Annotated in this window: 18 protein-coding genes; 2 read left to right on the top strand and 16 right to left on the bottom strand. The window is 63.4% G+C overall.

Annotated elements, in window-relative coordinates:
- Window positions 1-73: 73 nt before the first annotated feature.
- The 9 genes from uvrA to HV773_RS19410 form a co-directional block, all read right to left on the bottom strand.
- Window positions 74-6,046, bottom strand: a complete 5,973-nt coding sequence (gene uvrA / locus HV773_RS19450; RefSeq protein ID WP_377730937.1) for an excinuclease ABC subunit UvrA — start codon at window positions 6,044-6,046, stop codon at window positions 74-76.
- A 156-nt stretch (window positions 6,047-6,202) separates the two neighbouring features.
- Complete coding sequence (locus HV773_RS19445; RefSeq protein ID WP_175196439.1) at window positions 6,203-7,300, bottom strand: NADH:flavin oxidoreductase/NADH oxidase; 1,098 nt, start codon at window positions 7,298-7,300, stop codon at window positions 6,203-6,205.
- Window positions 7,301-7,630: 330 nt separating this feature from the next.
- Complete coding sequence (locus HV773_RS19440) at window positions 7,631-8,314, bottom strand: type 1 glutamine amidotransferase domain-containing protein (RefSeq protein WP_175196437.1); 684 nt, start codon at window positions 8,312-8,314, stop codon at window positions 7,631-7,633.
- A gap of 193 nt (window positions 8,315-8,507) precedes the next feature.
- Entirely contained in the window at window positions 8,508-9,110 is a 603-nt protein-coding gene (locus HV773_RS19435; protein WP_175196435.1) for a TetR/AcrR family transcriptional regulator, read from the bottom strand.
- A 209-nt stretch (window positions 9,111-9,319) separates the two neighbouring features.
- Window positions 9,320-9,649: a cytochrome o ubiquinol oxidase subunit IV gene (gene cyoD / locus HV773_RS19430; protein WP_175196433.1), complete on the bottom strand. Its 330-nt coding sequence runs from the start codon at window positions 9,647-9,649 to the stop codon at window positions 9,320-9,322.
- Window positions 9,650-10,261 carry a cytochrome o ubiquinol oxidase subunit III gene (gene cyoC, locus HV773_RS19425; RefSeq protein WP_175196431.1) on the bottom strand — a complete coding sequence of 204 codons (612 nt, stop codon included), beginning with the start codon at window positions 10,259-10,261 and terminating at the stop codon, window positions 9,650-9,652.
- The gene (cyoB, locus tag HV773_RS19420) at window positions 10,261-12,297 is read right to left on the bottom strand and encodes a cytochrome o ubiquinol oxidase subunit I (RefSeq protein WP_175196429.1); all 2,037 of its coding nucleotides are present in this window, start codon (window positions 12,295-12,297) and stop codon (window positions 10,261-10,263) included. The genes cyoC and cyoB overlap by 1 nt, the downstream gene beginning before the upstream one ends.
- A 7-nt stretch (window positions 12,298-12,304) precedes the next feature.
- On the bottom strand, window positions 12,305-13,192 hold the full coding sequence (gene cyoA / locus HV773_RS19415) for a ubiquinol oxidase subunit II (RefSeq protein WP_175196427.1): 888 nt from the start codon (window positions 13,190-13,192) through the stop codon (window positions 12,305-12,307).
- A 356-nt stretch (window positions 13,193-13,548) separates the two neighbouring features.
- Window positions 13,549-15,096, bottom strand: coding sequence for an NADH-quinone oxidoreductase subunit M (locus HV773_RS19410; protein ID WP_175196425.1), 1,548 nt, complete (start codon window positions 15,094-15,096; stop codon window positions 13,549-13,551).
- A 677-nt stretch (window positions 15,097-15,773) separates the two neighbouring features.
- Between HV773_RS19410 and HV773_RS19405 the strand changes: the two genes are divergently transcribed.
- Window positions 15,774-16,253, top strand: coding sequence for a hypothetical protein (locus HV773_RS19405; protein WP_175196423.1), 480 nt, complete (start codon window positions 15,774-15,776; stop codon window positions 16,251-16,253).
- Window positions 16,254-16,301: 48 nt separating this feature from the next.
- Here HV773_RS19405 and HV773_RS19400 read toward each other — a convergent pair whose 3' ends face one another.
- The 5 genes from HV773_RS19400 to HV773_RS19380 all read right to left on the bottom strand — a co-directional run bounded on the left by HV773_RS19400 (window position 16,302) and on the right by HV773_RS19380 (window position 23,954).
- Window positions 16,302-17,726, bottom strand: a complete 1,425-nt coding sequence (locus HV773_RS19400) for a sugar efflux transporter (protein ID WP_175196421.1) — start codon at window positions 17,724-17,726, stop codon at window positions 16,302-16,304.
- Window positions 17,727-18,278: 552 nt separating this feature from the next.
- The gene (locus HV773_RS19395; protein WP_175196419.1) at window positions 18,279-20,003 is read right to left on the bottom strand and encodes an acid phosphatase; all 1,725 of its coding nucleotides are present in this window, start codon (window positions 20,001-20,003) and stop codon (window positions 18,279-18,281) included.
- A 131-nt stretch (window positions 20,004-20,134) separates the two neighbouring features.
- The gene (locus HV773_RS19390) at window positions 20,135-21,604 is read right to left on the bottom strand and encodes a glycosyltransferase family 2 protein (RefSeq protein ID WP_175196417.1); all 1,470 of its coding nucleotides are present in this window, start codon (window positions 21,602-21,604) and stop codon (window positions 20,135-20,137) included.
- 20 nt (window positions 21,605-21,624) lie between these two features.
- Window positions 21,625-22,200: a cytochrome b gene (locus HV773_RS19385; protein ID WP_175196415.1), complete on the bottom strand. Its 576-nt coding sequence runs from the start codon at window positions 22,198-22,200 to the stop codon at window positions 21,625-21,627.
- A 290-nt stretch (window positions 22,201-22,490) separates the two neighbouring features.
- Window positions 22,491-23,954: a catalase gene (locus tag HV773_RS19380; protein ID WP_175196413.1), complete on the bottom strand. Its 1,464-nt coding sequence runs from the start codon at window positions 23,952-23,954 to the stop codon at window positions 22,491-22,493.
- A 349-nt stretch (window positions 23,955-24,303) separates the two neighbouring features.
- Here HV773_RS19380 and phaP point away from each other — a divergent pair, with 349 nt between their 5' ends.
- Window positions 24,304-24,864: a TIGR01841 family phasin gene (gene phaP, locus HV773_RS19375; protein WP_175196411.1), complete on the top strand. Its 561-nt coding sequence runs from the start codon at window positions 24,304-24,306 to the stop codon at window positions 24,862-24,864.
- A 152-nt stretch (window positions 24,865-25,016) separates the two neighbouring features.
- On the opposite strand, the gene HV773_RS19370 is transcribed toward phaP, so the two are convergent.
- Window positions 25,017-25,706: a FadR/GntR family transcriptional regulator gene (locus HV773_RS19370; RefSeq protein ID WP_175196409.1), complete on the bottom strand. Its 690-nt coding sequence runs from the start codon at window positions 25,704-25,706 to the stop codon at window positions 25,017-25,019.
- 120 nt (window positions 25,707-25,826) lie between these two features.
- Window positions 25,827-26,759, bottom strand: coding sequence for an aldose epimerase family protein (locus tag HV773_RS19365; RefSeq protein ID WP_175196408.1), 933 nt, complete (start codon window positions 26,757-26,759; stop codon window positions 25,827-25,829).
- Between the last annotated feature and the right edge of the window lie 72 nt (window positions 26,760-26,831).

The following is a 26,831-nucleotide window of genomic DNA, read 5'->3' as shown; positions in this document are numbered from 1 at the left end:
CGCCCGTGAGGCCTATACGGGGCGCTCTCGGGCGTCCGGCAGGACGTGCTCATGGAGCCCGCCATGGAACCGCTTACGACGCGCTGGCCCGCCGATTCGCGGCACGCGCGCCATCGGGGTCGGCATCGTCTGCACCATCGTCGCGCGCTGGCGAAGATGACGGCTGCGCGCTGCTCGCCGTGCGCGCGAGCACTGGCCCAAGCGCCGCGCCCGTGTGGCTCGCGGCCATCTTCACGAGCCCCTCCGGATTCGCCGCGCCGACGATCGTGCCGCCGCCCACGCCGCCCTCGGGACCGAGATCGATAATCCAGTCGGCTTCCGCGATCACGTCGAGGTCGTGCTCGATCACGACCACGCTGTGCCCCCCATCGGCGAGACGATGCAGCACGCGAATGAGGCGCGCCACGTCAGCCATATGCAGGCCCACGGTGGGCTCGTCGAGTACGTAGAGCGTGTGCGGCGCCTTCTGGCCGCGCCGCGTGACGTCGTCGCGCACTTTGGAAAGTTCCGTGACGAGCTTGATGCGTTGCGCCTCGCCGCCCGAAAGCGTCGGCGACGGCTGGCCGAGCGTGAGATAGCCAAGCCCGACGTCCTTCATAAGTTGCAACGGATGCGCAATGTTCGTGATCGCGCCGAAGAACTCCACGGCCTCGTCGATCTCCATCGTCAGCACTTCGCCGATGTTCCGGCCGCGCCACGTCACGGCCAGGGTTTCCGGATTGAAACGCTGGCCATGGCAGACATCGCACGGCACTTTCACATCGGGAAGGAAGCTCATGCCGATCGTGCGCACGCCCTGGCCTTCACACGCGGGGCAGCGGCCATCGCCGGTATTGAACGAAAAACGCGACGCGCTGTAGCCACGCGCGCGCGCCTCGAGCGTATCGGCAAAGAGGCGGCGAATCGCGTCCCATACGCCGATATAGGTAGCGGGACACGAACGCGGCGTTTTTCCGATCGGCGTCTGGTCGACTTCGAGCACGCGGTCGATGGTTTCCCATCCGCTAATCGAGTCGCAGCCCTGCCACGTATGCGAAACATCGAGCTTCGGCCGCGCGCTCGTGCGCGCCAGCACGCTCGAGCGACGCTCGGCTGCGCCCGGTGCGCTTTCCTTCGATGCCTTACGCGCGCGGCGCTCTGCCGGCGACGACAGCACCGACCGCCCCACCGCGTCGAGCAAATTCGAAAGCAGCACATCACGCGCGAGCGTCGACTTGCCCGAGCCGCTCACGCCCGTGATCGCCACGAGGCGGCCAAGCGGAATCTGCGCGGTCACATCGCGCAGGTTGTGCAGTTTGCCGCCGTGCACCGTGAGCCACTGCGCGGGCACCGCTTCGCGGCCCGCGCGCGCCGGTTTTACCTCCCGGCGCGGCTGCAACGGATGCACGATCGGATGCGCGAGATAGCGGCCCGTGATGGAATCGGCCTGCGCCGCGAGATCGGCGACCTTGCCCTGCGCGACCACGCGTCCGCCGCGCTTACCCGCGCTCGGCCCGATATCGATGATGTGATCCGCGCGGCGAATCGTGTCTTCGTCGTGCTCCACGACGACCAGCGTATTGCCCTTCTCGCCAAGACTGCGCAGCGCGTCGAGCAGGATCTGGTTGTCGCGCGGATGCAGGCCAATAGTGGGTTCGTCGAGCACGTAGCACACGCCCTGCAGATTGCTGCCGAGCTGCGCCGCGAGACGAATACGCTGCGCCTCGCCGCCCGAGAGGCTCGGCGCGGCGCGATCGAGGCTCAGATAGCCGAGCCCGACTTCTTCGAGAAACTGCAAGCGGCTGCGGATTTCGCTCACCACGTCGCGCGCGATTTGCGCGTCGCGTCCGTTCAATTCGAGCGATTCAATCCAGCGGCGCGTTTCAGCCACGGTCCACTGCGCGACATCGACGATCGCATGCTCGTCGAAGGTCACCGCGCGCGCCTCGGGATTCAGACGCGTGCCGTGACAGTCCGGACACGGCTCGTCGACCATGCCCTCCGGCTCCTGCTCTTCGGACGGCAAGGTTTGCTCGCGGCCGCGATCGTCGGCGGCAAGAACCGTATCGTCGTAGACCGCGCGCTGCTCGCGCGTAAGCGCAAGCCCTGTGCCCACGCAGGTCGTGCACCAGCCGTGCTTGCTGTTGTACGAGAACATGCGCGGATCGAGTTCGGGATAGCTCGTGCCGCACACGGGGCAGGCACGCCGCGTCGAAAGGACCTTCACCATGCCGATGCGCGCAGTCGAATTGCCATTGCCAATTGCATGATCAAGCCCGTCGAGCGGCGCCAGCAGATGCATGACACCCTTGCCGGCTTCGAGCGTCGCGTCGAGCAACTGGCGCAATTGCGCCTCGTTTTCCGGCTCGATCACGAGATCGCCGACCGGCAACTCGATCGTGTGCTCGCGGAACCGGTCAAGCTTCGGCCACGGCGCCACCGGCACGAATTCGCCATCGACGCGCAGATGCGTATTGCCGCGCGCCTTCGCCCATTTCGCGAGATCCGTATACACGCCCTTGCGGTTCACGACGAGCGGCGCTAGCAGCCCTACGTGCTGGCCGCGATGCTCGCGCAGCAGTTGCGCAACGATGGCATCGGTGCTTTGCGACGTCACCGGCGTGCCGTCATGCACGCAATGCTGCACGCCGAGTTTCACATACAGCAACCGCAGGAAGTGCCACACCTCGGACGTGGTCGCGACCGTGCTCTTGCGGCCGCCGCGCGAGAGACGCTGCTCGATGGCGACCGTGGGAGGAATACCGTAGACCGCATCGACCTCCGGCCGCCCCGCAGGCTGCACGATGGAACGCGCGTAGGCATTCAGCGATTCGAGGTAACGGCGCTGGCCCTCATGGAACAGAATGTCGAACGCGAGCGTGGATTTGCCCGAACCCGAAACGCCGGTAATGACGTTGAACCGGCCATGCGGAATGTCGACGTCGAGTGCCTTGAGATTGTGCTCGCGCGCATTCACGATGCGCACCACGTCTTCGCCCTGAATCTCGCGGCGCGCCTGCGCCGCGCGCAACGCCGTCTGCAGCGCAATGCCCTCTTCCTCCGCGACGAGCGTGCCGACACCGTTGCCGAGCGCGGCTTCATAACGCTCGAGCGCCGCGCCCGTATGCGAGCGCGGGCACGCGATCACATCTTCCGGGGTGCCCACGCACACCACCTCGCCGCCCGCGTCGCCCCCTTCGGGGCCGAGGTCGATCAGCCAGTCCGCGGCACGGATCACGTCGAGGTTATGCTCGATCACGAGCAGCGAATGGCCGCCCGCGAGCAGCTTGCCGAACGCGCGCATCAACTTGGCGATGTCGTCGAAATGCAGGCCCGTGGTGGGCTCGTCGAACATGAAGAGGCGCCCGCCGACCGCGGCTTCCTTGCTCTCCTTCCCTTTGGCCTGCGCCGTTTCCGCGAGATAACCCGCGAGCTTCAGGCGCTGCGCCTCGCCGCCCGAAAGCGTCGGCACAGGCTGCCCGAGCTTCACGTATTCGAGGCCCACGTCGACGATCGGCTGGATTACGCGCAATACTTCGGCATCCTCACTGAAGCACTGCGCTGCCTCGCTCACGGTGAGATCGAGCACGTCCGCCACCGAAAGCGCGCGGCCGCCGCGCTCGATCTTCACTTCGAGCACTTCTGGGCGATAGCGGCTGCCGTCGCAGTCCGGGCAACGCAGATAGACGTCGCTCAGGAACTGCATTTCGATATGCTCGAAGCCCGAGCCGCCGCAGGTCGGGCAACGCCCCTCTCCCGAGTTGAAGCTGAACATACCCGCCGTGTAGCCTCGCTGCTTCGCGAGCGGCGCCTTGGCGAACAACTTGCGAATCTCGTCGAACGCGCCTACATAGCTGGCTGGATTCGAGCGCGCCGTCTTGCCGATCGGCGACTGGTCGACGAACACGGCGTCGCTGATCTGCCCGGCGCCGCTCAACTGGCGATAGACGCCCGGCGCTTCGGTCGCCTTGCCGAGATGGCGCGCGAGTGCCGGATACAGCACGTCCTGCACCAGGGTCGATTTTCCCGAGCCCGATACGCCCGTCACGCACACGAGTCGCTGCAGCGGAATTTCCACCGTGACGTCGCGCAGGTTGTGCTCGCTCGCGCCTTCGAGCACGAGGCGCGGGGTGCTTGAATCGACGGCACGGCGCGCCCAGTGAGAAGCGTCGGCGACAGCACGGTGGCCGCCCAGATACTCGCCCGTCAAGGTGCCGGACGAACGAATGTCGTCAGGCGTGCCGTCGTAGACAATCGTGCCGCCGCGCTCGCCGGGGCCGGGCCCCATGTCGATCAGGCGGTCGGCGGCAAGCATCACCGAGGGATCGTGCTCGACGACCACAAGCGTGTTACCCGCGTCGCGCAGGCGATGCATTGCTTCGACGATACGGTTCAGGTCGCGCGGATGCAGGCCGATGCTCGGCTCGTCGAGCACGAACAGCGTTTTCGTGAGCGACGTGCCGAGCGCCGTGGTCAGGTTGATACGCTGCACCTCGCCGCCCGACAGCGTGCGGCTCTGCCGGTCGAGCGTGAGATAGCCGAGCCCGACGTCACACAGATACTTCAGCCGCGTGCGCACTTCGGCAAGCAGCAGTTTGAGCGCGTCGTCAAGCAGTGCTGACGATAGCGAAAGACTGTCGAAGAAGCGGCGAATGCGCTCAATTGGCAGCAGCATGACATCATGCAGCGTGAGACCGGGCAGCGCTTCGAGCTGCGCGCGCGACCACTCCACGCCGCGCGGCATGAAGCGCGCTTCGGGCGCGAGCACTTCGCTGGCATTTTCGCCGGTGCCGAGGCGCCATTGCAGCGCCTCCGTTTTCAGGCGCGCGCCACCGCACGTTTCACACGGTGTGTAGCTGCGGTACTTCGAAAGCAGCACGCGAATATGCATCTTGTACGCCTTCGACTCCAGATACTGGAAGAACCGCTTGATGCCATACCACTGCGATTGCCAACTGCCCTTCCAGTCCGGAGTGCCGTCGAGCACCCAGTCGCGCTGCTCCTGCGTCAGTTCCGACCACGCGGTATCGCGTGGAATGCCGGCCTTGGCGGCGTAGCGCATCAGGTCGTCCTGGCACTCCTTCCACGCAGGCGTCTGCAGTGGCTTGATAGCGCCGCCGCGCAGCGTCTTGCGCGCGTCGGGAATCACGAGCCCCCAGTCGACGCCGATCACGCGACCGAAGCCGCGGCACACCTCGCACGCACCGTAGGCCGAATTGAACGAGAACAGCGCCGGCTGCGGATCTGCATATCGCAGCTCGCTGTCGGGGCAATGGAGGCCGGTGGAAAAACGCCAGATCTGCGGCTCGGATTTCGTATCGGAAACGTCGGCGGCGCCGTCGGTTTCCGATACGACATAAATGTTCACGCGTCCAGCGCCGCGCCTGAGCGAAGCCTCAATCGCCTCGATCACGCGGTTCTTTTCGGCGTTCTGCAAGCGGAAGCGGTCAGCCACCACGTCGAGCATCTTGCGCGTGCCGTCGGCGGTTTTCACTTCGCGCTGCGCCTGCACGCGCGTATAGCCGCTCGCGGAAAGCCATTGCGCGACCTCCTCTTCGGTAGTCGTCTCAGGCAGTTCGACCGGAAACGTCACGACCAGGCGCGGGTCGCCCGCCGCTGTGCGCGCGCGCAATTCCGCGTAAATCGTCTCGGGCGTGTCGTGGCGCACCGGCTGCGCGGTCACGCGGTCGAACAGATTCGCGGCGCGCGCGTAGAGCAGCTTCAGATGGTCGTTAAGCTCCGTCATCGTGCCGACCGTAGAGCGCGAGCTGCGCACCGGATTGGTCTGGTCGATGGCGATGGCGGGCGGCACGCCGTCGACGCGATCGACCTGCGGCCGGTCCATGCGGTCGAGAAACTGACGCGCATAGGCACTGAAGGTTTCGACGTAACGGCGCTGCCCTTCCGCGTAGAGGGTGTCGAATACAAGACTGGACTTGCCCGAGCCGGACGGCCCGGTGACGACCGTCATTTGGCCGGTGTGCAGATCGAGGTCGAGATTCTTGAGGTTGTGCTGGCGGGCACCGCGGATTCGAATGGATCGGTTATCGCTCACTTGCGCTGGCATTCCGGCTGGATGAAACGCGGGAGACCGGGCGGTGCCGCCCGGCGGTTCGCAGCCCGGTGCGGGCTGTCTTGATCGAGATTCTACTGTATGTTTATACAGCACGCCGGACGCGTGCGCCGCTCGATTTCCGATCGGCAATATTGCCGGTCGGCCCGCTTAACCCACCTTGTAGCGCTCGAGCCAATGCGCGTAGGGCGCGGGCAGCGTCCATGCGGCGCGCTCGACCTTCAACTCTTGCGCGGCGAAGTACGGCCAGTGCGGATTCGCGAGATGTGCGCGGCCAACCATCACCAGATCGAGTTGCTCCGAAGCCACGCAACGTTCCGCAAGCTCAGGCGTGCCAATACCCCACGCCGACGACACCGGCAGCCCCACCGCGCGGCGCACCTTCTGCGCGAGCGGCGCGAGAAAGGCCGGTGCCCAGGGAACCCGCGCTGCCGGCGTGGAGAAGCCCACGCTCACGCCCAGCATGTCGAGCCCTTCGCGCTTGAAACCCTTGGCCAGTTCGATCGACTCGGCGAGCGTTTGCTCGTCGCGGCCATCGTATTCGATCACGCCGAAACGCGCGGTCAGCGGCAGGTGCTCCGGCCAGACCTTGCGCACTGCGGCCAGCGTTTCCAGAAGGAAACGGCTGCGGTTTTCGAGGTTGCCGCCATAAGCGTCATTGCGCTGGTTCGAGTGTTCAGAAAAGAAACTCTGGCCGAGATAGCCATGCGCGAAGTGCAGTTCGAGCCATTCGAAGCCGGCGTCGAGCGCACGCTTGGCCGCCGCAACGAAATCCTCGCGCACGCGCGCGATGTCGTCGAGCGTCATTGCGCGCGGGACTTTCGGCAAATGCGCGCCGAACTCGATCGGCGACGGCGCGATCGTCTGCCAGCCACGTGCATCGCCTTCGGCAATATGGTCGTCGCCCTCCCACGGACGGTGCGCGCTCGCCTTGCGGCCCGCGTGCGCGATCTGGATGCCCGGCACCGCGCCCGCCGCCTTGATTGCGGCAACCGTCGGCGCAAAGGCCTTGGCCTGCTCGTCGTTCCAGATGCCCGTGCAGCCCGGCGTGATGCGGCCTTCCGGCGAGACTGCCGTGGCCTCGACAATCACGAGGCCCGCGCCGCCACGCGCGATTTGCGCGTAATGGACGTGATGCCAGTCGTTCACCATGCCGTCGACGGCCATGTACTGGCACATCGGCGGAACGGCGATGCGGTTGCGCAGCGTTGCGCCCTTGAGCTTGAACGGTTCGAACAATGCAGACATCTAGTGCTCTCCTGTATCAACCAGAGCCGCCACCTTAGTGGCTCGCTCCAGTCACGTAACGGTTACTGATTGACGCAAGCACGCAATACGCGTGGCGTATGCGTCGGGTTGAAAAATCGGGATTCCCTCGCGTTGCCGAAAGGAAATAGAGATCAGGGGTGGATGGCGGCAGTCATGAGGAGCGCGCCGCTCGCATCGATTGAGCGCCAGCACGCAACGGGCAAACCGGCGCATTCGCCGGATGCAACTCGCGTGGGAAGCATCCGATGAAGAAACTCGAAGTTGGACTGGCAGTGCCTGCAATCCTTTGCAGGCACGGCCAGTCCTTGTTTACTTGTCGCGCAGCGCCACAAGCAGCGCTTGGGCAACCGGTTCCGACGAAGCCGGGTTTTGCCCCGTAATGAGCAGTCCGTCGGTCTCGACGTGCGGCGCCCAGTCGGCGCCTTTCGTGTACTTGCCGCCGTTCTCCTTGAGCATGTCCTCGACAAGGAACGGCACCACTTCGGTCAACTGCACCGCTGCTTCCTCGCTATTGGAAAAGCCGGTGACCGCTTTTCCCGCCACCAGCGGCTGGCCGTCCGCACCCCTCACGTGACGCAGCACACCAGGCGCATGGCACACGGCCGCGACCGGCTTGCCCGCCGCAATCGTCTTCTCGATCAGCGCGATCGAGACCGGATCTTCCGCGAGATCCCACAGCGGGCCGTGGCCGCCGGGGTAGAACACGGCGTCGAACGCGCTCGCGTCGACTTCGGCGAGACGTTTCGTATTGGAAAGCTCGGCGCGCGCGGCGGCGTCGGCATCGAAGCGGCGCGTCGCATCGGTCTGCGCCGAGGGGTCGCTGCTCTTCGGATCGAGCGGCGGCTGGCCGCCCTTGGGCGAAGCCAGCGTGATCTGCGCCCCCGCGTCGCGCAACGCGTAATACGGCGCGGCGAATTCTTCGAGCCAGAAGCCGGTCTTCTTGCCCGTGTTGCCGAGGTCTTCGTGCGAAGTCAAGACAATCAGTACCTTCATCGAGATTCCTCTTTTCCGTGATGCCCGTGTGCTTGCGCACCTCGCAAAACCGATCCGCACAGCGCGCCATAAACGCACTATTAGACCAGTCGTCTATTAACTGGCCGTACCAGACGGCCCCTTTACATGGCGCCCGCTCAAGAACGCCGGTTCAATGCAATCCTGTTACCGGGAAACGCCGGCTCGTGTTCGATCAATCGCCCGCCGGCAGATTCAACAACCGCCGCGTAGTCGCCATCGCGGCGTCGAGCGGACTGCGGTCGCGGCGGATCTTCTCCATCAACGTCGCGCCAAGCCATAGCTGATACAAAGCCGCCGCCGTCACGGCGGCGTCGCTCACGCCCGCGAGCGACCCATCTGCACGCCCTTCTTCGATGCATGCCGCGATGCGCCCGATGATCTCGTCCGTGCCACGGCGCAGGACCGCGCGCATCGGCTCCGAAAGATCGCTGACCTCCGCGCCCAGTTTCACCGCGAGGCACTTGCCGTCCGGACCGTCCGCGCATTGCACCACGCGCCACGCGTCGAAATAGCCGATGAGTCGCGTGGCCGGCGTACCCGCCTCGCTCGAGAGTTGCGCCGCGAGGCGTTCCGCGTACTCGGTGAAATACGACGCCAGCAACGCCTCGCCGAACGCTTCTTTCGAGCCGAAATAGTGATAGAACGACCCCTTGGGGACGCCCGCAGCCGCGAGGATCTCATTGAGACCCACGGCCGAAAAACCTTTGCCCAGCAAGATGGGCATGGCGGTATCGAGGATGTGTTGCCGAGTTTCGACGGCTGGCGCTGCGTTCATGGGTTGCCATGTTACCGGCGGAATAGACCAGTCGTCTAGTAATCACGCATGCGGCGTAGTGTCTTCCACGATCGGAAAGTCCCCGCCCCGCAAAATTTCCAAAACGAAACTCCAGGTCCAGAAATGAAAAACGCCGCCGGGCGTGAGCCCAGGCGGCGTTGTCTTGCCGTCATGTCCGACGCGAGAGCCGGACGCAACGAAACAAGCGCTTAACGCGACATCATGTTCATGCCGACGTTATGCATGACCCACAGCGTACCGCCAACGATGATGAACACCGTCAGCACCGTATAGGTGAACGCGGTCACGTTCCAGCGCTGGCTCGACGACGAGTTCATGTGCAGGAAGAACACGAGGTGCACGAGGATCTGCACGACCGCCAGCACGGCAAGGCCGAGCAGCGCGGTTTCGCGCGAGAAGCCGCCATGCAGCACGAGCCAGAACGAAGCGGCCGTGAGCACCACCGCCAGGACGAAACCTGCCAGATAGCCGCCGAGGCTGCCGTGGCTTTCTTCTTCGTGGATGGAATGAGCACTCATTTAGATCACGCTCGCAAGATAAACAAAGGAGAACACGCAGATCCAGACGATGTCCAGAAAGTGCCAGAAAAGGCTCAGGCACGACAAGCGGCGAATTTCGCGCTCGCCGATTTCCGGCGCCTTCAGGGTCTGCACCATCAGCACGATCATCCAGAGCATGCCGAACGTCACGTGGATACCGTGGGTGGCGACCAGCGTGAAGAACGACGAGAGGAACGCGCTGCGCTGCGGGCCCGCACCTTCTTCGATCAGGTGCGCGAATTCATGCAGTTCGAAGTACAGGAAGGTCGCGCCCAGCAGGAACGTGATGGCCAGCCAGAACATCACCTGGCCGGTGCGCTTCTTGTACGCGCCGATCATCGCGAAGCCGTACGTGATGGACGACAGCAGCAGCACTGCCGTTTCCAGCGCGACGCCCGGAATGTCGAACAGGTCCTTGCCGGTCGGGCCGCCCGCGAACTGGTGCTGCATCACGGCGAACACTGCGAACAGCGAGCCGAACAGAATGCAGTCCGTCATCAGGTACAGCCAGAAGCCGAACACCGAATGCGACGGCGGGTGATCGTGGTGATCGTGCGCCGCGAGCGCGGCCGCACTTGTATTCGTCGACATCAGTTGGCCTCCAGTGCTGCTTCATCAACCTTGCCACGGCGCTGCTTGTCTTCGAACGCCTTGACCAGTGCGCGATTACGCGCTTCTTCATCGGCCCGGACCTTGGAGGCCGGGATGTAGTAACCCTCGTTCTTCTGGAAGCTGTAGCCGATTGCCGTCGCGAGAATGCCGACGAAAGCCGCAATCATGAGCCACCAGATGTGCCAGATGCCAGCAAAGCCGACCACCAGGCTGAAGAAGCCGATAAAGACGCCTGCGCTCGTGTTCGAGGGCATGTGGATATCGGTGTACTTCGTGTTCGCGACGTCCGGCGTTTCGCGGCCCATTTCCTTCATGTGCGCGAATTCGTCGAGCTCGCTCACGTGCGGGATGACCGGGAAGTTATACGACGGCGGCGGCGACGAGATCGACCATTCCAGCGTACGGCCACCCCACGGATCGCCCGTCAGGTCGCGGTTTTCCGGCAGGTTGCGGTCGCGGATCGAAACGTACAGTTGTGCGAACTGGTGCACGATGCCGATCAGCACGAGCACGGCGCCGAACCAGGCGATCAGCATCCACGGATGCCATGCCGGGTTGTCGTAGTGGTTCAGACGACGCGTGGCGCCCATGAAGCCGAGCACGTACAGCGGCGTGAACGCGACATAGAAGCCCGTGAGCCAGAACCAGAACGCGCGCTTGCCGAGCTTTTCGTTGAGCTTGAAGCCGAACACCTTCGGGAACCAGAAGTTCATGCCGGCGAGGTAGCCGAACAGCACGCCGCCGATGATCACGTTGTGGAAGTGAGCAATCAGGAACAGCGAGTTGTGCAGCACGAAGTCCGCGCCCGGGATCGCCATCATCACGCCGGTCATGCCGCCGATGGTGAAGGTGACCATGAAGCCGAGCGTCCACAGCACGGCCGAGTTGAACTCGAGGCGGCCACGGTAAATCGTGAACAGCCAGTTGAAGATCTTCACGCCCGTCGGGATCGAGATGATCATCGTGGCGATGCCGAAGAACGCGTTGACGTCGGCGCCCGAGCCCATCGTGAAGAAGTGGTGCAGCCACACGAGGAACGCCAGCACCATGATCGCGCAGGTCGCGTAGACCATTGCCTTGTAGCCGAACAGCGGCTTCTTGGCGAAGGTCGAAACGACTTCCGAGAAAATGCCGAACGCCGGCAGGATCAGGATGTACACCTCAGGGTGACCCCAGGCCCAGATCAGGTTCAGGTACAGCATGGCGTTGCCGCCGCCGTCGTTCGTGAAGAAGTGCATGCCCATGTAGCGGTCGAGGCCGAGCAGCGCGAGCGCGATCGTCAGGACCGGGAACGAAGCCATGATCAGCACGTTCGTGCACAGCGCCGTCCACGTGAACACCGGCAGCTTCATCATCGTCATGCCGGGGGCACGCATCTTGATGATGGTGACGAAGAAGTTCACGCCGGTCAGCAGCGTGCCTACACCGGAGATCTGCAGCGCCCACAGATAGTAGTCGACGCCTACCCCTGGACTGTATGCGAGCTCCGAAAGCGGCGGATACGCGAGCCAGCCGGTCTGCGCGAATTCACCGACGACCAGCGAGATCATCAGCAGGGCCGCGCCAACGGCCGTCATCCAGAACGACAGCGAGTTCAGGAACGGGAACGCCACGTCGCGCGCACCGATCTGCAGCGGCACGATGATGTTCATCAGGCCGACCATGAAGGCCATGGCCATGAAGAAAATCATGATCACGCCGTGCGCCGTGAAGATCTGGTCGTAGTGATGCGGCGGGAGGTAGCCCGGCGCGTTGTACGCGAGCGCGAGCTGGGTACGCATCATGATGGCGTCGGCAAAGCCGCGCACGAGCATGATGAGGGCCACGACGATGTACATCACGCCCAGACGCTTGTGGTCGACGCTCGTCAGCCACTCCGTCCACAGATATTTCCACTTACCGAAGTAAGTGATGCCACCGAGCACCAGTGCGCCGATGACTGCCATGCCGAACATCGTGCCGAGAATAATCGGCTCGTGATACGGAACGGCATCCAGTGTAAGTTTTCCGAACATGCCTGGTTTACCCCTTGGTCACGCACGACGGGTCACTGAAATTCGTGACGTGGCCGTTGTTGTACTTCGCAATGATGTTGTTGAAGAGCTTCGGGTCGACCGTCGAGAAGTACTCAACCGGAGCCTTCTCGCTCGGCTTGGCGACCGTCGCGTACTGGTCCATCGAAAGCGACGATTGCGACGCCTTCACCTTCTGGACCCATGCGTCGAAGTCTTGCTGGTTCGTTGCGATCGTGCGGAACTTCATGTCCGAGAAGCCCTTGCCGCTGAAGTTCGCCGACAGGCCAGCGTAATCGCCGGCTTCGTCCGCGATCAGGTGCAGGCGCGTCTGCATGCCGGCCATCGCATAAACCTGGGTGCCCAGTTGCGGGATGAAGAACGAGTTCATCACCGAGTCGGACGTGATGCTGAAGTTCACCGGCGTGCCAACGGGCACAGCCAGCTGGTTCACCGTGGCAATGCCAAGGTCCGGGTAGATGAACAGCCACTTCCAGTCCAGCGCGACCACTTCGACATTGATCGGCTTGACGTTCGATTCGAGCGGCTTGTACGGGTCGAGCTCATGCGTGGTTTTCCACGTGAGCACGGCGAGGAACAGAATGATCAGCGTCGGCACGGTCCAGACGACGACTTCGATAGCCGTCGAGTGCGACCACTTCGGCGCATAAGTGGCGTTGCGGTTCGAGGCGCGGTAGCGGTACGCAAACCACAGCGTCAGGATGATCACGGGGATCACCACGATCAGCATGGCCCAGGTGGAGGTCGCGATCAGCGACTTCTCCGCCATGCCCACGCTGCCTTTGGGGTCGAGGAGCTCCAACTTGCATCCGGAAAGACACATGGCCAATCCGGCACTCACGGGAAGCAGTAACCTTTGCAAGGTCGTTCTTTTCATCACGTTTGCCTGAAATTCATTCATTGAATAGTTCCGGACACGTCCTCTGACAATCGACAAAGGAAGCGCGCCCGAATCATACAGCCGCTCTGATCGAAGACAATCAATGAATGCAGAAATGATCTTTGTCAAAACCGAAATCGAGACACTATGTCGCATGTGTTCGCGAGGTTTGTCGCGCCTCGGGAACACACGCACGTCGCGCCCTACTTCGGCCTTGACACCGATCCGCAGCGGCTCTTTTCGAATCTCCAAATTCGAAACCTTCTGGACGCACCTGCGCGCCGCGCCGCCTTATAGCGGGGCGGCGCGCAGGTGCGCCGTCATTCCTTACTGATCACTTGCCAGCACTTGCATCAAGTCGGCGAGTGCTGCGCGGCACGAACATCAGTGCCCGCACGCACGGCTTCCGCAGGCGCGCCATCGTCAGCGGGCTGCTTCGAGCGGCCTGCCTGATTCACGAGGTTCGCTGCCGAAAGCTCGATCGCATCGGTCATGGGCTTCGGATAGAGGCCCACTGCCAGCACCAGCACTGCGAGCGAAGCGAAGATCAGCGTTTCGCGGCGGCCGAGGTCGGCCAGCTTCGCCACGCGCTTGTTCGCCACAGCGCCGAAGATCACGCGCTTGTACATCCAGAGGGTGTACGCAGCGCTCAGAATGACGGTCGTCGCGGCAATCGCGCCGACCCAGAAGTTCACGCGGATCGCGCCCATGATGACCATGAACTCGCCCACGAAGCCCGAGGTGCCCGGCAGGCCCAGGTTGGCCATGCAGAACAGCATCATGAAAGCGGCGTAGCGCGGCATCACGTTGACAACGCCGCCATAGGCCGAGATCGTGCGCGTCTTGGTGCGATCGAACAACACGCCGACCGAGAGCAGCAACGCGCCCGAAACGAAACCGTACGAGATCATCTGCACGATCGCGCCTTCGGTGCCGATCTGGTTGAAGAGGAACAGGCCCAGCGTGACGAGACCCATGTGCGCGACCGTTGAGTACGCAAGCATCTTGGTCATGTCGGTCTGCGCGAGCGCGAGCAGACTCGAGTACACGACCGCCACGAGCGAGAGCGTAATGATCACCGGTGCAAAGAAGTGCGCGGCATCAGGCGTGATCGGCAGCGTGAAGCGCAGGAAACCGTAGCCGCCGAGCTTGAGCATCGCCATCAGCACGGTTGCGCCGGTGGGCGCTTCGAGGTGCACGTCGGGCAGCCAGGTGTGGAACGGCCACATCGGCACCTTGACCGCGAAGGCCGCGAAGAAACCGATGAAGATGAGAATCTGCGGAACGAAGCCGAGCGTGAGGTTATGCCACGCGGACATGTCGAAGGTGTGCGACTGGCTGTAGAGATACAGCATCGACAGCAGCATCAGCAGCGAACCCGCGAACGAGAAGAAGAAGAACTTGACCGCGGCGTAGGTGCGGCGTGCATGGCCCCACGTGCCGATCAGCAGGTACAGCGGAATCAGCGTGGCTTCGAAGAACACGAAGAACAGCATGCCGTCGGTGGCCGCGAAGGTGCCGACCATCAGACCCGAGAGAATCAGGAACGCGCCAAAGTATTGTCCGACGCGCTCCGTAATCGACGCCCACGAGGCGATCACGATCACGAGCGTGGTGAACGCGGTCAACACGACGAGCCACATCGAAATGCCATCAATCCCGAGACGCCAGGCCACGCCGAACTCGGGCAGCCAGTTGCGGAATTCGACGAACTGCATGCCGGCAGCATGGTTGTCAAAACCTGTGATCAGCGGCAAGGTCAACAGCAAGCCAACGACGGCGCCGATCAGCGACAGCCAGCGCGCACGCTGCGGTTGACGATCCGATCCGACGCGCAGGACTACCACGCCGAACAGGATGGGAATCCAGATCGCCAGACTCAGGAATGGAACGGAATGCATTTCAACGGGACCCTAAAAATGCGGAGCGAATAGCTTCCTCGGCGCACGGATTTGTGCGCAAGCAATTTGAAAGATTGACGTGGGGTGAAAATCGGACCAGTCGCGCTGTAACGTATTTGTCAGCTACAAGGCGAAATGCAACACACGTTCAAGGGTTAACGAGGGTAATCGGAATACGGAAGTTTTGCAGCGCAACAACTCGGACCGGATCAATGCTTGATGCAAGTCATTGTTTTTATTCAGATTCATACTAAGACGAAATACAACACATTGCGTCAGACGCATGTTTTTTGACCTGGAAAGTGCCCCTTGAGACTTCCTTGATCAACCCAGGAGCGACATGTCGCCGCTCCGCGCGGCCCGAATAATACCTTACTTGTTTCTTTCGGTTCAATGACTTATGCATCGAACCCGAGGCCCGGGAACCGTGCCAGCCCCGCCCCGCGCGTGTTTGCGCGATGCAAAAAACCTCTTGCCCTTTCCGGGCGGCGCAGTCGGCAGGCCAAATAGCCTCAATATCGTCAGGGTTAATTTAGCAAATGAGAATCACTTGCATTTGAGAGGGATTTGCAGCATCATGACGCCAGAGTTCGTGCTGAAGCACGCATTCCAGCCGATAGCTATGCATGGGACCAGAGTAAGTGCCGAAGCACTAACTCTGGTCGACAGGAGGCTTCATGAACCCGACCGCCCTATTCGCGAGAAACGACACGCTGATCGACGAAACCTTCGCCCAGCATCCGGACAGCGCCGAACAAACCGTGCTGCGCGCGGTGCGCGTCTGGCTGCGTCCGCACTGCGACGCGCATGGCAAAGCCGAAAACTGGCGCGGCGTGCTCGCCGAAGCCGGGCTTGCCACCAACGGCATCGACCATTTCGAGCACTTGATGGCCACCCTGTGCCGCGCCTTGTGCCGCCCGCTCGACACGCGCTGCAGGTGCGCCTCCGAGCTCGCGAAGGACGAAGGCTCGCTGTTGCAGGTCATCGCGCTGCTGCAATCGACGCGCAGCGAGGCCGCCGTGCAACTGCTCAACGACTGGCTGCCGACGCCGAGCGTAAGCGGCATGCTCAAGACCGCGCGCTGGTTCGCCATCGCGCTGCTTGACGCGGGCCTGCGGCTGAGTCATCGCGCGCGCCGCATCACGTACATGCATTGAATGCTTCGGGGCCGCGCGGCGATTGCGCTGCGCTTTGCCGTTCGCCAATTAATCAGGATCGCCAACTACATCGGTGCGCTGCTTCGCGCCTCGAGTGCTGCTGGTGCGCCCCGAGCGCGAGCCGAAACGCTCACGCGCATGACGCCGCGCCGCATACGCCATGCGCGGGTACATCTCTCCGGGAACCGCGAAAAGTACCAGCGCGCAGAGCGCGAGCACGCCGCAGAACAGGAACGTGCCGCGATACCCGAACGCCTGCACGAGCAGGCCAGAGAGCACGCCGGACAGAATCGAACCCAGCCGAGACGCGTTGAAGAACAGCGCCGTGGCGCGCCCGGGCGATTCGGGCATCAGATCCTGTACGTAGGTCATGCCGAGACACGACGTGACGGCCACCACGAATGCATTGAGGATCTGCATGGGAATCAGCGCATGCACGCCCGGCGCCGCCGACATCGACACGAAATACACCGCGTGCACGACGGCGCAGGCCGCGAGCCAGCGCAACTTGTTCAGCTGCGACGCCTTCGCGCCGAGCGCGAGCATCATGGGAATTTCCATGAATGCGCCGAGCCCGAGCATGATCGAAACATCAAGGCGCGAGCCCTGAAGGCCGTGCACGATATAGAGCGGCAGCACGATCATCGTCGCGTTGGCGGCGAGGCCGATTAGCGTGAGCGCAACCACCGCACGCATGATGTCGCTCTGCGAAACTTCGAGGGCGCTTACGCTCACGCGTGCACGCTGCGCCACACCGGGCTGCACCTCGGCCTGGGTGAGCGGCTGCCCTTCGTAGGGCGCCATGGCCTCTTGCGTCAACTCGGCGGCCACCTCCTCGGCCGTGGGCCGCCTCATCAGATGCTGGGTCGCGTGCTCGTCCTGGCGCGACTCGCGCATGCGCCAGACGATCGTGCCGCATACAGCAAAGCTCGCCGCCGCGAACAGGAATAGCCCGTAGAAGCTGGTGGCCGCGAGCACCAGCGCGCCGACCGCAGGCCCGAACACCCAGGCCGCCGAAAGAATCGTGCGCAAGGTCGCGCTCGCGAAGGTGCGCTCGGCGTCGTCGGCGGCCGGCAGCGCCGCACGGCTGAACGAGAACACGAGTGAGAGCGCGCAGCCGCCCGCGCCGATGAACACCACGCCCACCGCGAGCAGCAAGCGGTAGTCGCGCACAACGCACAAGCACAAATAGCCGAGCGTGGCCGCGCACAGCGAAGCGAGCAACAGCGGCCGATGTTTGCCCGAGGCGTCGCTCCAGCGCCCCGCCGCCGTGCTGGCGATGACGCCGCTTGCCGCTATCGCGGTCATGAACACGCCGAGCCGCAACGGCGTCATGCCGGCGCGTTCGACGCCGAACAAGGACAGATAGGGTGCGGTGAACGACATCGCCACGCCCAGCATGAGCGTGGCGCCGGCAAGCGGAAGAAAACCGGGAATACGCAGAAGACCGGCAAAGCGCGAGTTCTTGAGCACGGCGCGACGCAGAGTGGGAGGAGAAGCCGCGACGCATGGGCGTCGCGATCATGTCGTAATCAGGCGTATCGAGGGCGATTATCGGGCGCAAGCCGAGCCTCGCGCAAGGCGCTTGCGAGGCATGTCAGCATCCGGGCGCGCTATCCACAGATTTCGTGGAAAGGCCTGTGTGTAACTCCGGGACGAGTGCGGCAAGTGTCTGATGTGTATCGGATTGTGCGTGCCGTTTCCGAATGCAGCAAATTTGCCGCCGAAACGAAAATCGGCGCCATGCTTGTCCACAGATTTTGTTGAGAGCCTTGTGGGCAACCTTGGGACATCGATGCCAAGTCTATGATTTTAAAAAACAAGCATGCGAAAGCCACGGCGGATGCACAAATTTTGCGCGAAAAAGTTGTCCACAGTTTTTCTGGACAACTCTGTTGATAACCGCCTGGGGATCTCGCCAACTCATTGATCGGACGACAAGTTCATCGATTCAGTCACGGAAGCGGCAACTGCGTTTCCAATAAGCAACCCGCCGCCTCCCGCTGCATACGATCACGAATGCCATCACGCCAGATCGAGCGCCGCCGTGAGATCGCCTGGTGGCGTCTGCCCGCGCGCGGCGCACGCGCGCTCGCGCGACGCCACGCCGTCGAGCGGCGCGAGCCCATGCACGCGGCTGATGAAGCGCAGGATCGAGTTGGTGTCGTAGAACGTGTGGTCCACGTAGCCCTTCTTCGCGAACGGCGCGATCACGAGCGCCGGAATGCGCGAGCCCGGCCCCCAGCGGTCGCCCTGCGGCGGCGCGACCGGATCCCACCAGCCGCCGTTCTCGTCGTGCGTCATCACGATCACCGTATTCGCCCAGTGCTCGCTGCGCTGCAGATGCTCGATCACGGTGGCGATGTGGCGGTCGCCCGAGGCCACGTCAGCGTAGCCCGCGTGCATGTTCAGGTCGCCCTGCGGCTTGTAGAAGGTGACGGCCGGTAGCCGCCCCGCGTCGATGTCGGCGAGCAGGCGGTTGGTGGCCGGATCGTCGCCGAGGCCCGCGTCGCGCAGGTACCGTGCGCGCGCGGCCGTGCCCGGCGCGTAGTTCGCGAAGTAGTTGAAAGGCTGATGGTGATACTGGAAGTCAGGCACGGCGCCCGTGTCGCGGTGGTCCAGCGCATATTGCCAGGCGCCGCTGTACCAGGCCCAGTCGACGCCCTTCGCGGAAAGCCGGTCGCCGATCGTCGCGTAGGTTTGCGGCGGCATCACACGCGGATTGGCGGGATCGGCCCATGCGGGATTGCCGTCTTCGGCAGGACGCACACTGCTCGGCTGATACGGCGGCGCCATGGTGTTGACCGCATAGCCGTCGGGCGTGAATAGGCCGTCGTTGACGAATTTCGGCGGCCCGCCCAGCGCCGAAGGCGGGCAAGCGGGCGCGAGCTTCAGGCGCGTGCCGAGTGGATCGTCGCCCTCGAGCACGGAGACGAGGTGCTTCGCCGGGCTCGACTGAATGTCGGGATAGTACGGCGCCTGCGCGGAGATCAGATAGATGTGGTTGAGCCACGAGCCACCGAACGCTGCCATGAAAAAGTTATCGCACAGCGTGTATTGCTGCGCGAGTTTCCAGAGCCGCAGCGTGGCCGCGGAGTTCTCGTAATAGCCCATCACGAGGCCACCCGAATCACCCCACGCGGCAAACTGATCGTTGCGGCCGGCGTTGATCTGCATCTGGTTCTGGTAGAAGCGATGGATGAGATCGCGTGTCTTGATTCCGTTCGGCAACGGATTGCCGTGCGCGTCGCCGATGCGAAACGGCCGGTTCGCAAGGCCGGTAATGGCCTCCTGGCCGATCATGTAGCGCTTGCCGTCGAGCTCCTGTGCCTGCGGCACCAGTCCGCCCCAGATCTTCGGCAATTGCGCGAGCGGCGTCTTGCCGTCGCGATCGAGCTGCACATAGCGCTGCGCAGGCACGCTGGAAAGCGGCGTCTGCACACCCGGGAAATCGCCGTAGAGATTGACGAAGCTGCGGTTCTCCGCGTAGATCACGACGATGTGGCGCACCTGGTCGCGCAGCGCCGCGTCGAGGCGCGCGTCGCCGGCACTGCGCGGCGCGACACCCGCGCCCGCGCTTTGCGCGGGCGACTGGCAACCGCCGAGCGCAAGGCCCACGCCAACCGCGGCGATCCCGCCCAGCACGCGACGGCGGGCAGGGTCATCTGGGCCATGCTGGGCGGGGCCGCTCACGCCTGGCGATTCGTCGTTGATTTGTGGATCCGGCGCTTTCGGGTCGTCGTGCTGCATCGGCTTGCCTCCTGTGTCGTATCGGAAATCACGCGAGCGCTTCGCATGTCACGAGGAGGATACCGCGCGCCGGCCGCCAAGCGGATTGCGCTGCCCATTCAGCCACAACCCAGCGCGCTCGGCGCAACGGTCTACGCCACCGTCCCGCGCCCCCGAGGCGCACCCAGGCCGGTGCGCTGCTGCACGCCCCACTTGCGGCGCCCCAGCAGAAAATGCAGCCAGCCGAGTGCCGCGCCGGCGTGGCGCATCAATTGGAACGAGAACGGCTCGAAGATCGCCGCCAGCAGCGCCATGCCGAAGCTGGAGCTCGCGCGATCGCCACTCCAGCGCCGGTACAGATGCACCGAAAACAGATGAAACGCGAGATCGATCGCGATCTTCCCGACGATCACCGCGAGCACCGGCAACACAATCGTGAAGCGCCCGTCGAAGAGAAACCCGAGCAACAGTGCGAACGCCGTGAGGCCGTAAATGGGCTGCACGGTGTCGAACGCCTTCACCGGCAGCATCATGAGACCGAGCTTGCCGTAGCGACGGTTCCCGGTCATGTCGCGATACCAGTACTGGGTCTGCAAAAAGCCCGCAAACCAGCGGCGACGCTGCCGCAGAAAACTTGCGAGCGTGCCGGGCGCGTCGGTGCGGGCGTGCGCGGCGCCAATCACGCGCACGTCCCAGCCGAGCCCTTCACGCGCCGAATAGCGCCGCAGCCGGTGAATCAGTTCGTAATCCTCTACAAGGCAGTGTGGATCGAATCCGCCCACCGCCATCACCGCGTCACGCCGGAAAGCCGCGAACGCACCGGAGACGAGCAGCAGACTGTCCGCACGCATCCACGCGAAGCGCGAGATGAAATTGCGGATGTACTCGTAGGTCTGGAACCACTGAAAAAAGCGTCCGCTCGGCGAGTGTCCGCAAACCGGCGTGAGCAGCCCCGCCGCCGCCACGAGCGCGGGTTCGCGGCCAAACGCGTCGATCATGGCCGCGCAGGCGTCGGGCTCTAGCAGCGTGTCGGCATCGACGGTCATCACCGCATCGGTCCGGATCGCGCCGAGCGCCGCATTGAGCGCGCGCGCCTTGCCGCCATGCGGCAGCTTCAGCCAGCGCAAATTCGGATAGTCGGGCGCAGGCGGGCTCAAGCGCCCTTCGCCAGGATCGGCCAGCCCATAGCGCTCCGCAAGCAACGCTGCGGTGCCGTCGCTCGACCCATCGTCGGCAATCACGATCTGCTGCGGCGCGCGGGTCTGCGCGAACAGCGCGTCGAGCGTGATGGGCAGCACTGCCGCCTCATTGTGCGCGGCGACGATCACGCCAAGCGTCGGTTGCGAAACGGGCGCAGCAGTAGCCGTGATCGTCATCGCGCCGGCAGGACGCAGCAGCACGCGCGCCTGCCATGCCACGAACACGAGCAGCAGCGTGTCGTAGATCACATAGGCAATACCGGTCGACCACGCGACCACGCCTTGCAGGAAAAATGCGCGCGCAAACAACACGCACCACAGCACCATGACGCCGAGGTGAATCGCGATGCTGACAAACGGCGTTCGCGGCGGCGCGAGGCGCGGCGACGTACGCGCGAGGGCCTCGTCGAGGGGGTTGTTCAAGGCAGTCCTTGTTCCGGTATTCACGGCATCATCCGGCGCAGCACCGAATGGCGATCAATCCACTGATGCTTGAGCGCCCCCGCGACATGCAGCGCGAGCACGCCATAAAGCGCATAGCTGCACGCCGTGTGCAGCGCGCCGAACTGATCGTGCAATTGGTTCTTGGTCGCCGGATCGAGATTCATGATGAAGCCGATGCGCGGCCACTGAAACAGCCCAAACAGATACATGGGATGCGACGCGGCGGCCACCCACGCGGAGTCGTGGAGCCAGCCCGAAAGCGGCATTGCGAAGATGAGCACGTACAGCGCGATGTGCGCGGCGTGCGCCGCCGAGCGCTCCCACGAGGGGAACTCGGCGGGCAGCGGGGGCGGCCGGTGCGTGAAGCGCCACAGCACGCGCAGAATCGCAAGGCCGAGCACGGTGATGCCAATGGATTTGTGCGTGTCGATGACGAAGCGAATCGACTCGTCGGTAAGCGTGCCGTCGGGCAACAGCGCGGCGGTCAGGCCGAGCGCGACGTTAGCGAGAATCAGCAAGGCGATCAACCAATGCAGCAGCACGGCAACGCGCGTGTATTTCTGCGCGGATGCCATGGTCGCGGAATCAGGTGTGGCGGAAAGAGATGTTTTCACGTGAGCGTGCCGTAACGTTTCAGTCTGGGATAACGCGCCGCGCAGCGATTTTATTCCCTCGCGCGCAATGCAAATTGCGCGGACCGTATAGTGCGATCCGCGCATTATGCGCCCTCGCCTCGCGCCACGCAGAAGCGCGCCGGACGCACAGCCACGCGTCGATAAAAAAACCGGAGCGGCGCACAAGCACCGCTCCGGTTCAAACATTCAGCGCCGAATTCAACCCGATAACAGCGCAGCTAACAGGGTCCTTACTTGCCGCTGCCCGCCTTGGCTTCGATCGCGCGCCCAACCTCGGCATCGATATTTTTCCAGTACTCGAACACGCGCTCGCGCACCGGGCTGCGCACGCCGCCCATGCTCGCCACGACCTGATCGACGAGTTGCGCGCGTTGCGCGTCATTGAACACGTTGCGCACGAGATGACCCGCCTGGCCGAAATCATCGTCTTCGGCATGCAGCGTATAGGCGCTGCGCACCATTTCGCCATCGGACTCCCAGCCATCTTCGACGGAGCCGGTCTGGTCGGCCCACGGACGCCCGCCGCTGTTCGGCGCATAGACCGGAGCGTTGCCGCTGTGCTCGTAAGTCATGTTGCCGTCGAACATATAGGTCTGCAGCGGCACTTTCGGGCGGTTCACCGGCAACTGATGGAAGTTCGTGCCAATGCGCGCGCGCTGCGCATCGTTATAGGCAAACGCGCGGCCCAGCAGCATCCTGTCCGGCGACAGCCCGATGCCCGGCACCGTGTTGCCGGGCGAGAACGCCGCCTGCTCGATCTGCGCGAAGAAGTTCTCCGGATTGCGATTGAGCGTCATCGTGCCGACCTTGATGAGCGGATAGTCCTTGTGTGACCACGTCTTGGTGAGATCGAACGGATTGAAGCGATAGGTCCTGGCGTCGGCATAGGGCATGACCTGCACGGCAACCGTCCACGACGGATGCTCGCCGCGCTGGATCGCCGCGAACAGGTCGCGGCGATGGAAGTCGGCGTCGCGGCCGGACATGGCCTCCGCCTCGGCATTCGTGAAGAACTGCATGCCCTGGTTCGTATGGAAGTGATACTTGACCCAGAACTTCTCGCCCTGCGCGTTCACCCACATGAACGTATGCGAGCCGTAGCCGTTCATATGGCGCCATGTCCTCGGCAGCCCGCGCTCGCCCATCAAATACGTGACCTGGTGCGCCGTCTCAGGATTGTTGGTCCAGAAGTCCCATTGCATGTGGCTGTCGCGCAAGCCCGAATCAGGCAGCCGCTTCTGGCTGCGGATGAAGTGCGGGAATTTCATCGGGTCGCGCACGAAGAACACCGGCGTATTGTTGCCGACCAGATCGTAATTGCCTTCGGACGTATAAAACTTCAGCGAGAATCCGCGCACGTCGCGCCAGGTGTCGGGACTGCCCATCTCGCCCGCGACCGTGGAAAAGCGCGCGAGCACTTCGGTGCTCGCGCCCTTCTGGAACAGGGCCGCCTTCGTGTACTTCGAAACGTCCTCAGTGATCTTGAGCTCGCCAAACGCGCCGGCGCCCTTCGCGTGCGGTTGGCGCTCCGGCACTTTCTCGCGGTTGAAGTGCGCCATCTGCTCGAGAAAATGCACGTCGTGCAACAGAATCGGACCATCGGGACCGATGGTCAGCGAGTTGCGGTCGCTGACAGCCGGTGCACCGGCGCCTGTCGTGGATTTGCCGAGAGACTTGCCGCTCGAATCAGCCATTTCACATCTCCTGTGTCGACCAGTGGTAGCCAGAGAGTGCCATTGTGCCCTTGCTCACAAGGGGCTGCGCTTGGGCGGTTCAACGCACTAACCATACGTTTCGCATAAGAAATTTCTGGCGCACAAAGATACTTTCGAAACGCCTTCGTTTTGTCGCGATTTTCCAATGCGAATCAGGGGCTTACGGAATTGATGCGACGCACAAAAAATGCTTGACACGTCTTTGTTTTGAGATATTATGGAACCTGATTGCTGCATCGCACCAATACGCGAACCGGTGATCGACAGAAAGTTTTCTTTTTTTCGTAACGGAACCGACGCGTAACGGTCCACCCTCAGGAACGACGACATGACTCTGCCTACCCCCGAACAATTCGCCGCCACCCAGAAAGCCGGTCTTGAAGCCCTCTTCGGTCTCACGAACAAGGCATTCGAAGGCGCAGTCAAGCTCGCCGAACTGAACATCGAGACGGCTCGTGCCGCCATCGCCGAAGGCCAGGAACACGCTCAGCGCACGCTGTCGGCCAAGGACCCGCAAGGTTTCTTCGCCCTGCAAGCAGGCTTCGCACAACCGGCCGCCGAAAAGGCGCTGGCCTATGGCCGTAACGTCTACGCGATCGTCTCGAGCGCGCAGTCGGAATTCACGCAAGCCGCGCAAAGCCAGATCGAGCAGCAGCAGCACGCCGTGCAATCGCTGATCGACAACGCAGCGAAGAACGCACCGGCCGGTTCGGAAACCGCCGTCGCAGCATTCAAGTCGGCGATCACGGCTGCTCAAGGCGCCTACGACTCGGTGAACAAGGCCGCCAAGCAAGCTGCCGAAATGGCCGAAAGCAACTTCGAAGCGGTCACCAAGGCTGCATCGAAGGCCGCTGCTCAAGCCACGCGTGGCCCGAAGCAAGCTGCTTAAGAAGTCAGACGAATAAAGGCAACGCCTTTCGGCGTTGTTGACCGGGCGCCCGAATGGGCGTCACGGTCGAACAAAAAGCGGGATTCGCCCAAGCGAATCCCGCTTTTTTCATTGATGGGCCTGGCACGGCCCGAGCACGGCCCAAGCGCAGATCAAGAGCCGAACATGCGACTCACCGCGTTCTCGAGATGATCACGCATGGCTCGCGCCGCGCGCTCGGTGTCGTGCGCCTGAATGGCCTCGAGCACTTCGAGGTGCTCCTGCTGCACGATGCGCTGCCGCTCGATGGACTTCACGAGCGAGAGGTTGCGCGACAGATTCATGCTGAACACCATCTGCTCCTGGATGCCCGAGAGCGCAGTGATAAAGAATTGATTCTTCGACGCGCGGGCCACGGCCATATGAAACGCGAAGTCGTCCTTCGCGCCAATGCCCGACGTTTCGACGATGGTCTGGAGGTTGTCCCATTCGTGGCGAATCGCGGCAATATCGGCATCGTCGGCCTTCTGCGCGGCAAGCGCCGCCGCGCCCGCCTCGACCACCACGCGGTACTCGTAGCAGCGCCGGATGTCCGACAACGTTTCGAGCGGCGCAAAGCGGCGCACGTCCGGGTCCGGGCGGCGCATGACGGTCGTTCCCGACCCGTGGCGCGTGGCGATGATGCCGTCCGCGCGTAACTGCGCAAGCGCTTCGCGCACGGTCGGACGCGAGGTCGCGAAGCGTTCCGCAAGCATGTGCTCGGTCGGCAGCCGCTCCCCTTCCTTGTATTCGCCTTCGATAATGCGGCTCAGGATGTCGCTGTAAATCCGCGCCGGCATGTTCGGCGCTTTCTGCTCAGCCATGGTGAAGTGCTACGTGCGAAGTTGTCAGGTGTGTTCCGGATTGTAAGTCATACGGCGCACGCATTGAGCGCGCCAGCCCTGCCGCGAGCGTGAACCTGCCCACGTTACCCAGCCCGCCCTTCAATCGAGCGTGCTCACGCTGATGCGCAGCGAAGCCTTCTCCGTCTGCCCCGGCGCCAGCCAGCGCAGGCCAAGGCCGCTGTGAATCGCATCGGGCAGGCCGAGCCAGGGTTCCACGCAGTAGAAGTCCGAATCGGGCGCGAGCGTCCACGACGTCACGGCGTACCAGGACACCGAGCCGGGACGGCGCAAATCGATTTCGATCGCGCGCCGCAGCGTGGGCATTTCGATGCGCACCGGACACGCCGGTGCGCCTTCCAGGCAATGAAACCGGTCGACGATCCGCGGGTCGTCGAAGCGGTAAACCTCGGCACCCGCTTCGGGCGTTGTCGTGGTGCCGTCCGCGAGTTGATGCCGGTACACGTTGCGCGGCAGCGCCAGCGTCGCTGCGCTGCGCTGCGCGTGCGGCAGCGAGAAATAGAAGTGATGGCCGGCGTAGTACGGCATGCTGCCGTCGCGCATGGCTGTTGTGTCCGCCGTGGCCGTGTTCGTCGTGATCAACTCGACGTCGAGCGTTGTTTCGTCCAACAGCCGATAAACGGCTTCGAAGCGGAAACTGAACGGAAAGCCCGTGCGCGTGGCCGCGCTGTCGGTCAAGGTCATGTGCACGCCATGGCCTTGCGCATCCACCTGCGCCGTGAACGGCAAATCGCGCGCGAAGCCATGCATCGGCACTTCGCGCACCACGCCCTGCGCGTCGCGCCATAGCCCGATGCGCCCGTCCACGCGATGGCGGGCGATGAAAGGAAACAACAGCGGATTGCCGCCACGCACCAGTGCGGGCTGGCTCCAGTCGGCCGCATCGGGCCAGTGGATGACCGGCGCGCCGTGCAGATGCCACGAGAGCAGCCGCCCGCCAGCTTGCGGCGCAACCCGCAAACACGAGCCGCCGCGCACGATTTCGATGATGTCCTGATCCTGAAACTTCGCCATTTCGTATCGGAAAAAGAGAAAAATTTCGGCGCGGCATGGTTCTGCACGCCGCGACTGCCGAGCAACGGCGCG

This window comes from Paraburkholderia caffeinitolerans (genome assembly GCF_902859945.1).
Classification (GTDB): domain Bacteria; phylum Pseudomonadota; class Gammaproteobacteria; order Burkholderiales; family Burkholderiaceae; genus Paraburkholderia; species Paraburkholderia caffeinitolerans.
This window is presented reverse-complemented; position numbering and strand designations above follow the sequence as displayed.

Coding starts and splice junctions, on each gene's coding strand:
- HV773_RS19380 (WP_175196413.1), bottom strand. CDS start 23,954: ATGGCTGATTCGAGCGGCAAGTCTCTCGGCAAATCCACGACAGGCGCC.
- uvrA (WP_377730937.1), bottom strand. CDS start 6,046: ATGCCAGCGCAAGTGAGCGATAACCGATCCATTCGAATCCGCGGTGCC.
- HV773_RS19385 (WP_175196415.1), bottom strand. CDS start 22,200: ATGGCATCCGCGCAGAAATACACGCGCGTTGCCGTGCTGCTGCATTGG.
- cyoD (WP_175196433.1), bottom strand. CDS start 9,649: ATGAGTGCTCATTCCATCCACGAAGAAGAAAGCCACGGCAGCCTCGGC.
- HV773_RS19440 (WP_175196437.1), bottom strand. CDS start 8,314: ATGAAGGTACTGATTGTCTTGACTTCGCACGAAGACCTCGGCAACACG.
- HV773_RS19405 (WP_175196423.1), top strand. CDS start 15,774: ATGAACCCGACCGCCCTATTCGCGAGAAACGACACGCTGATCGACGAA.
- cyoB (WP_175196429.1), bottom strand. CDS start 12,297: ATGTTCGGAAAACTTACACTGGATGCCGTTCCGTATCACGAGCCGATT.
- HV773_RS19395 (WP_175196419.1), bottom strand. CDS start 20,003: ATGCAGCACGACGACCCGAAAGCGCCGGATCCACAAATCAACGACGAA.
- HV773_RS19410 (WP_175196425.1), bottom strand. CDS start 15,096: ATGCATTCCGTTCCATTCCTGAGTCTGGCGATCTGGATTCCCATCCTG.
- HV773_RS19370 (WP_175196409.1), bottom strand. CDS start 25,706: ATGGCTGAGCAGAAAGCGCCGAACATGCCGGCGCGGATTTACAGCGAC.
- HV773_RS19435 (WP_175196435.1), bottom strand. CDS start 9,110: ATGAACGCAGCGCCAGCCGTCGAAACTCGGCAACACATCCTCGATACC.
- HV773_RS19445 (WP_175196439.1), bottom strand. CDS start 7,300: ATGTCTGCATTGTTCGAACCGTTCAAGCTCAAGGGCGCAACGCTGCGC.
- cyoC (WP_175196431.1), bottom strand. CDS start 10,261: ATGTCGACGAATACAAGTGCGGCCGCGCTCGCGGCGCACGATCACCAC.
- phaP (WP_175196411.1), top strand. CDS start 24,304: ATGACTCTGCCTACCCCCGAACAATTCGCCGCCACCCAGAAAGCCGGT.
- HV773_RS19365 (WP_175196408.1), bottom strand. CDS start 26,759: ATGGCGAAGTTTCAGGATCAGGACATCATCGAAATCGTGCGCGGCGGC.
- cyoA (WP_175196427.1), bottom strand. CDS start 13,192: ATGAAAAGAACGACCTTGCAAAGGTTACTGCTTCCCGTGAGTGCCGGA.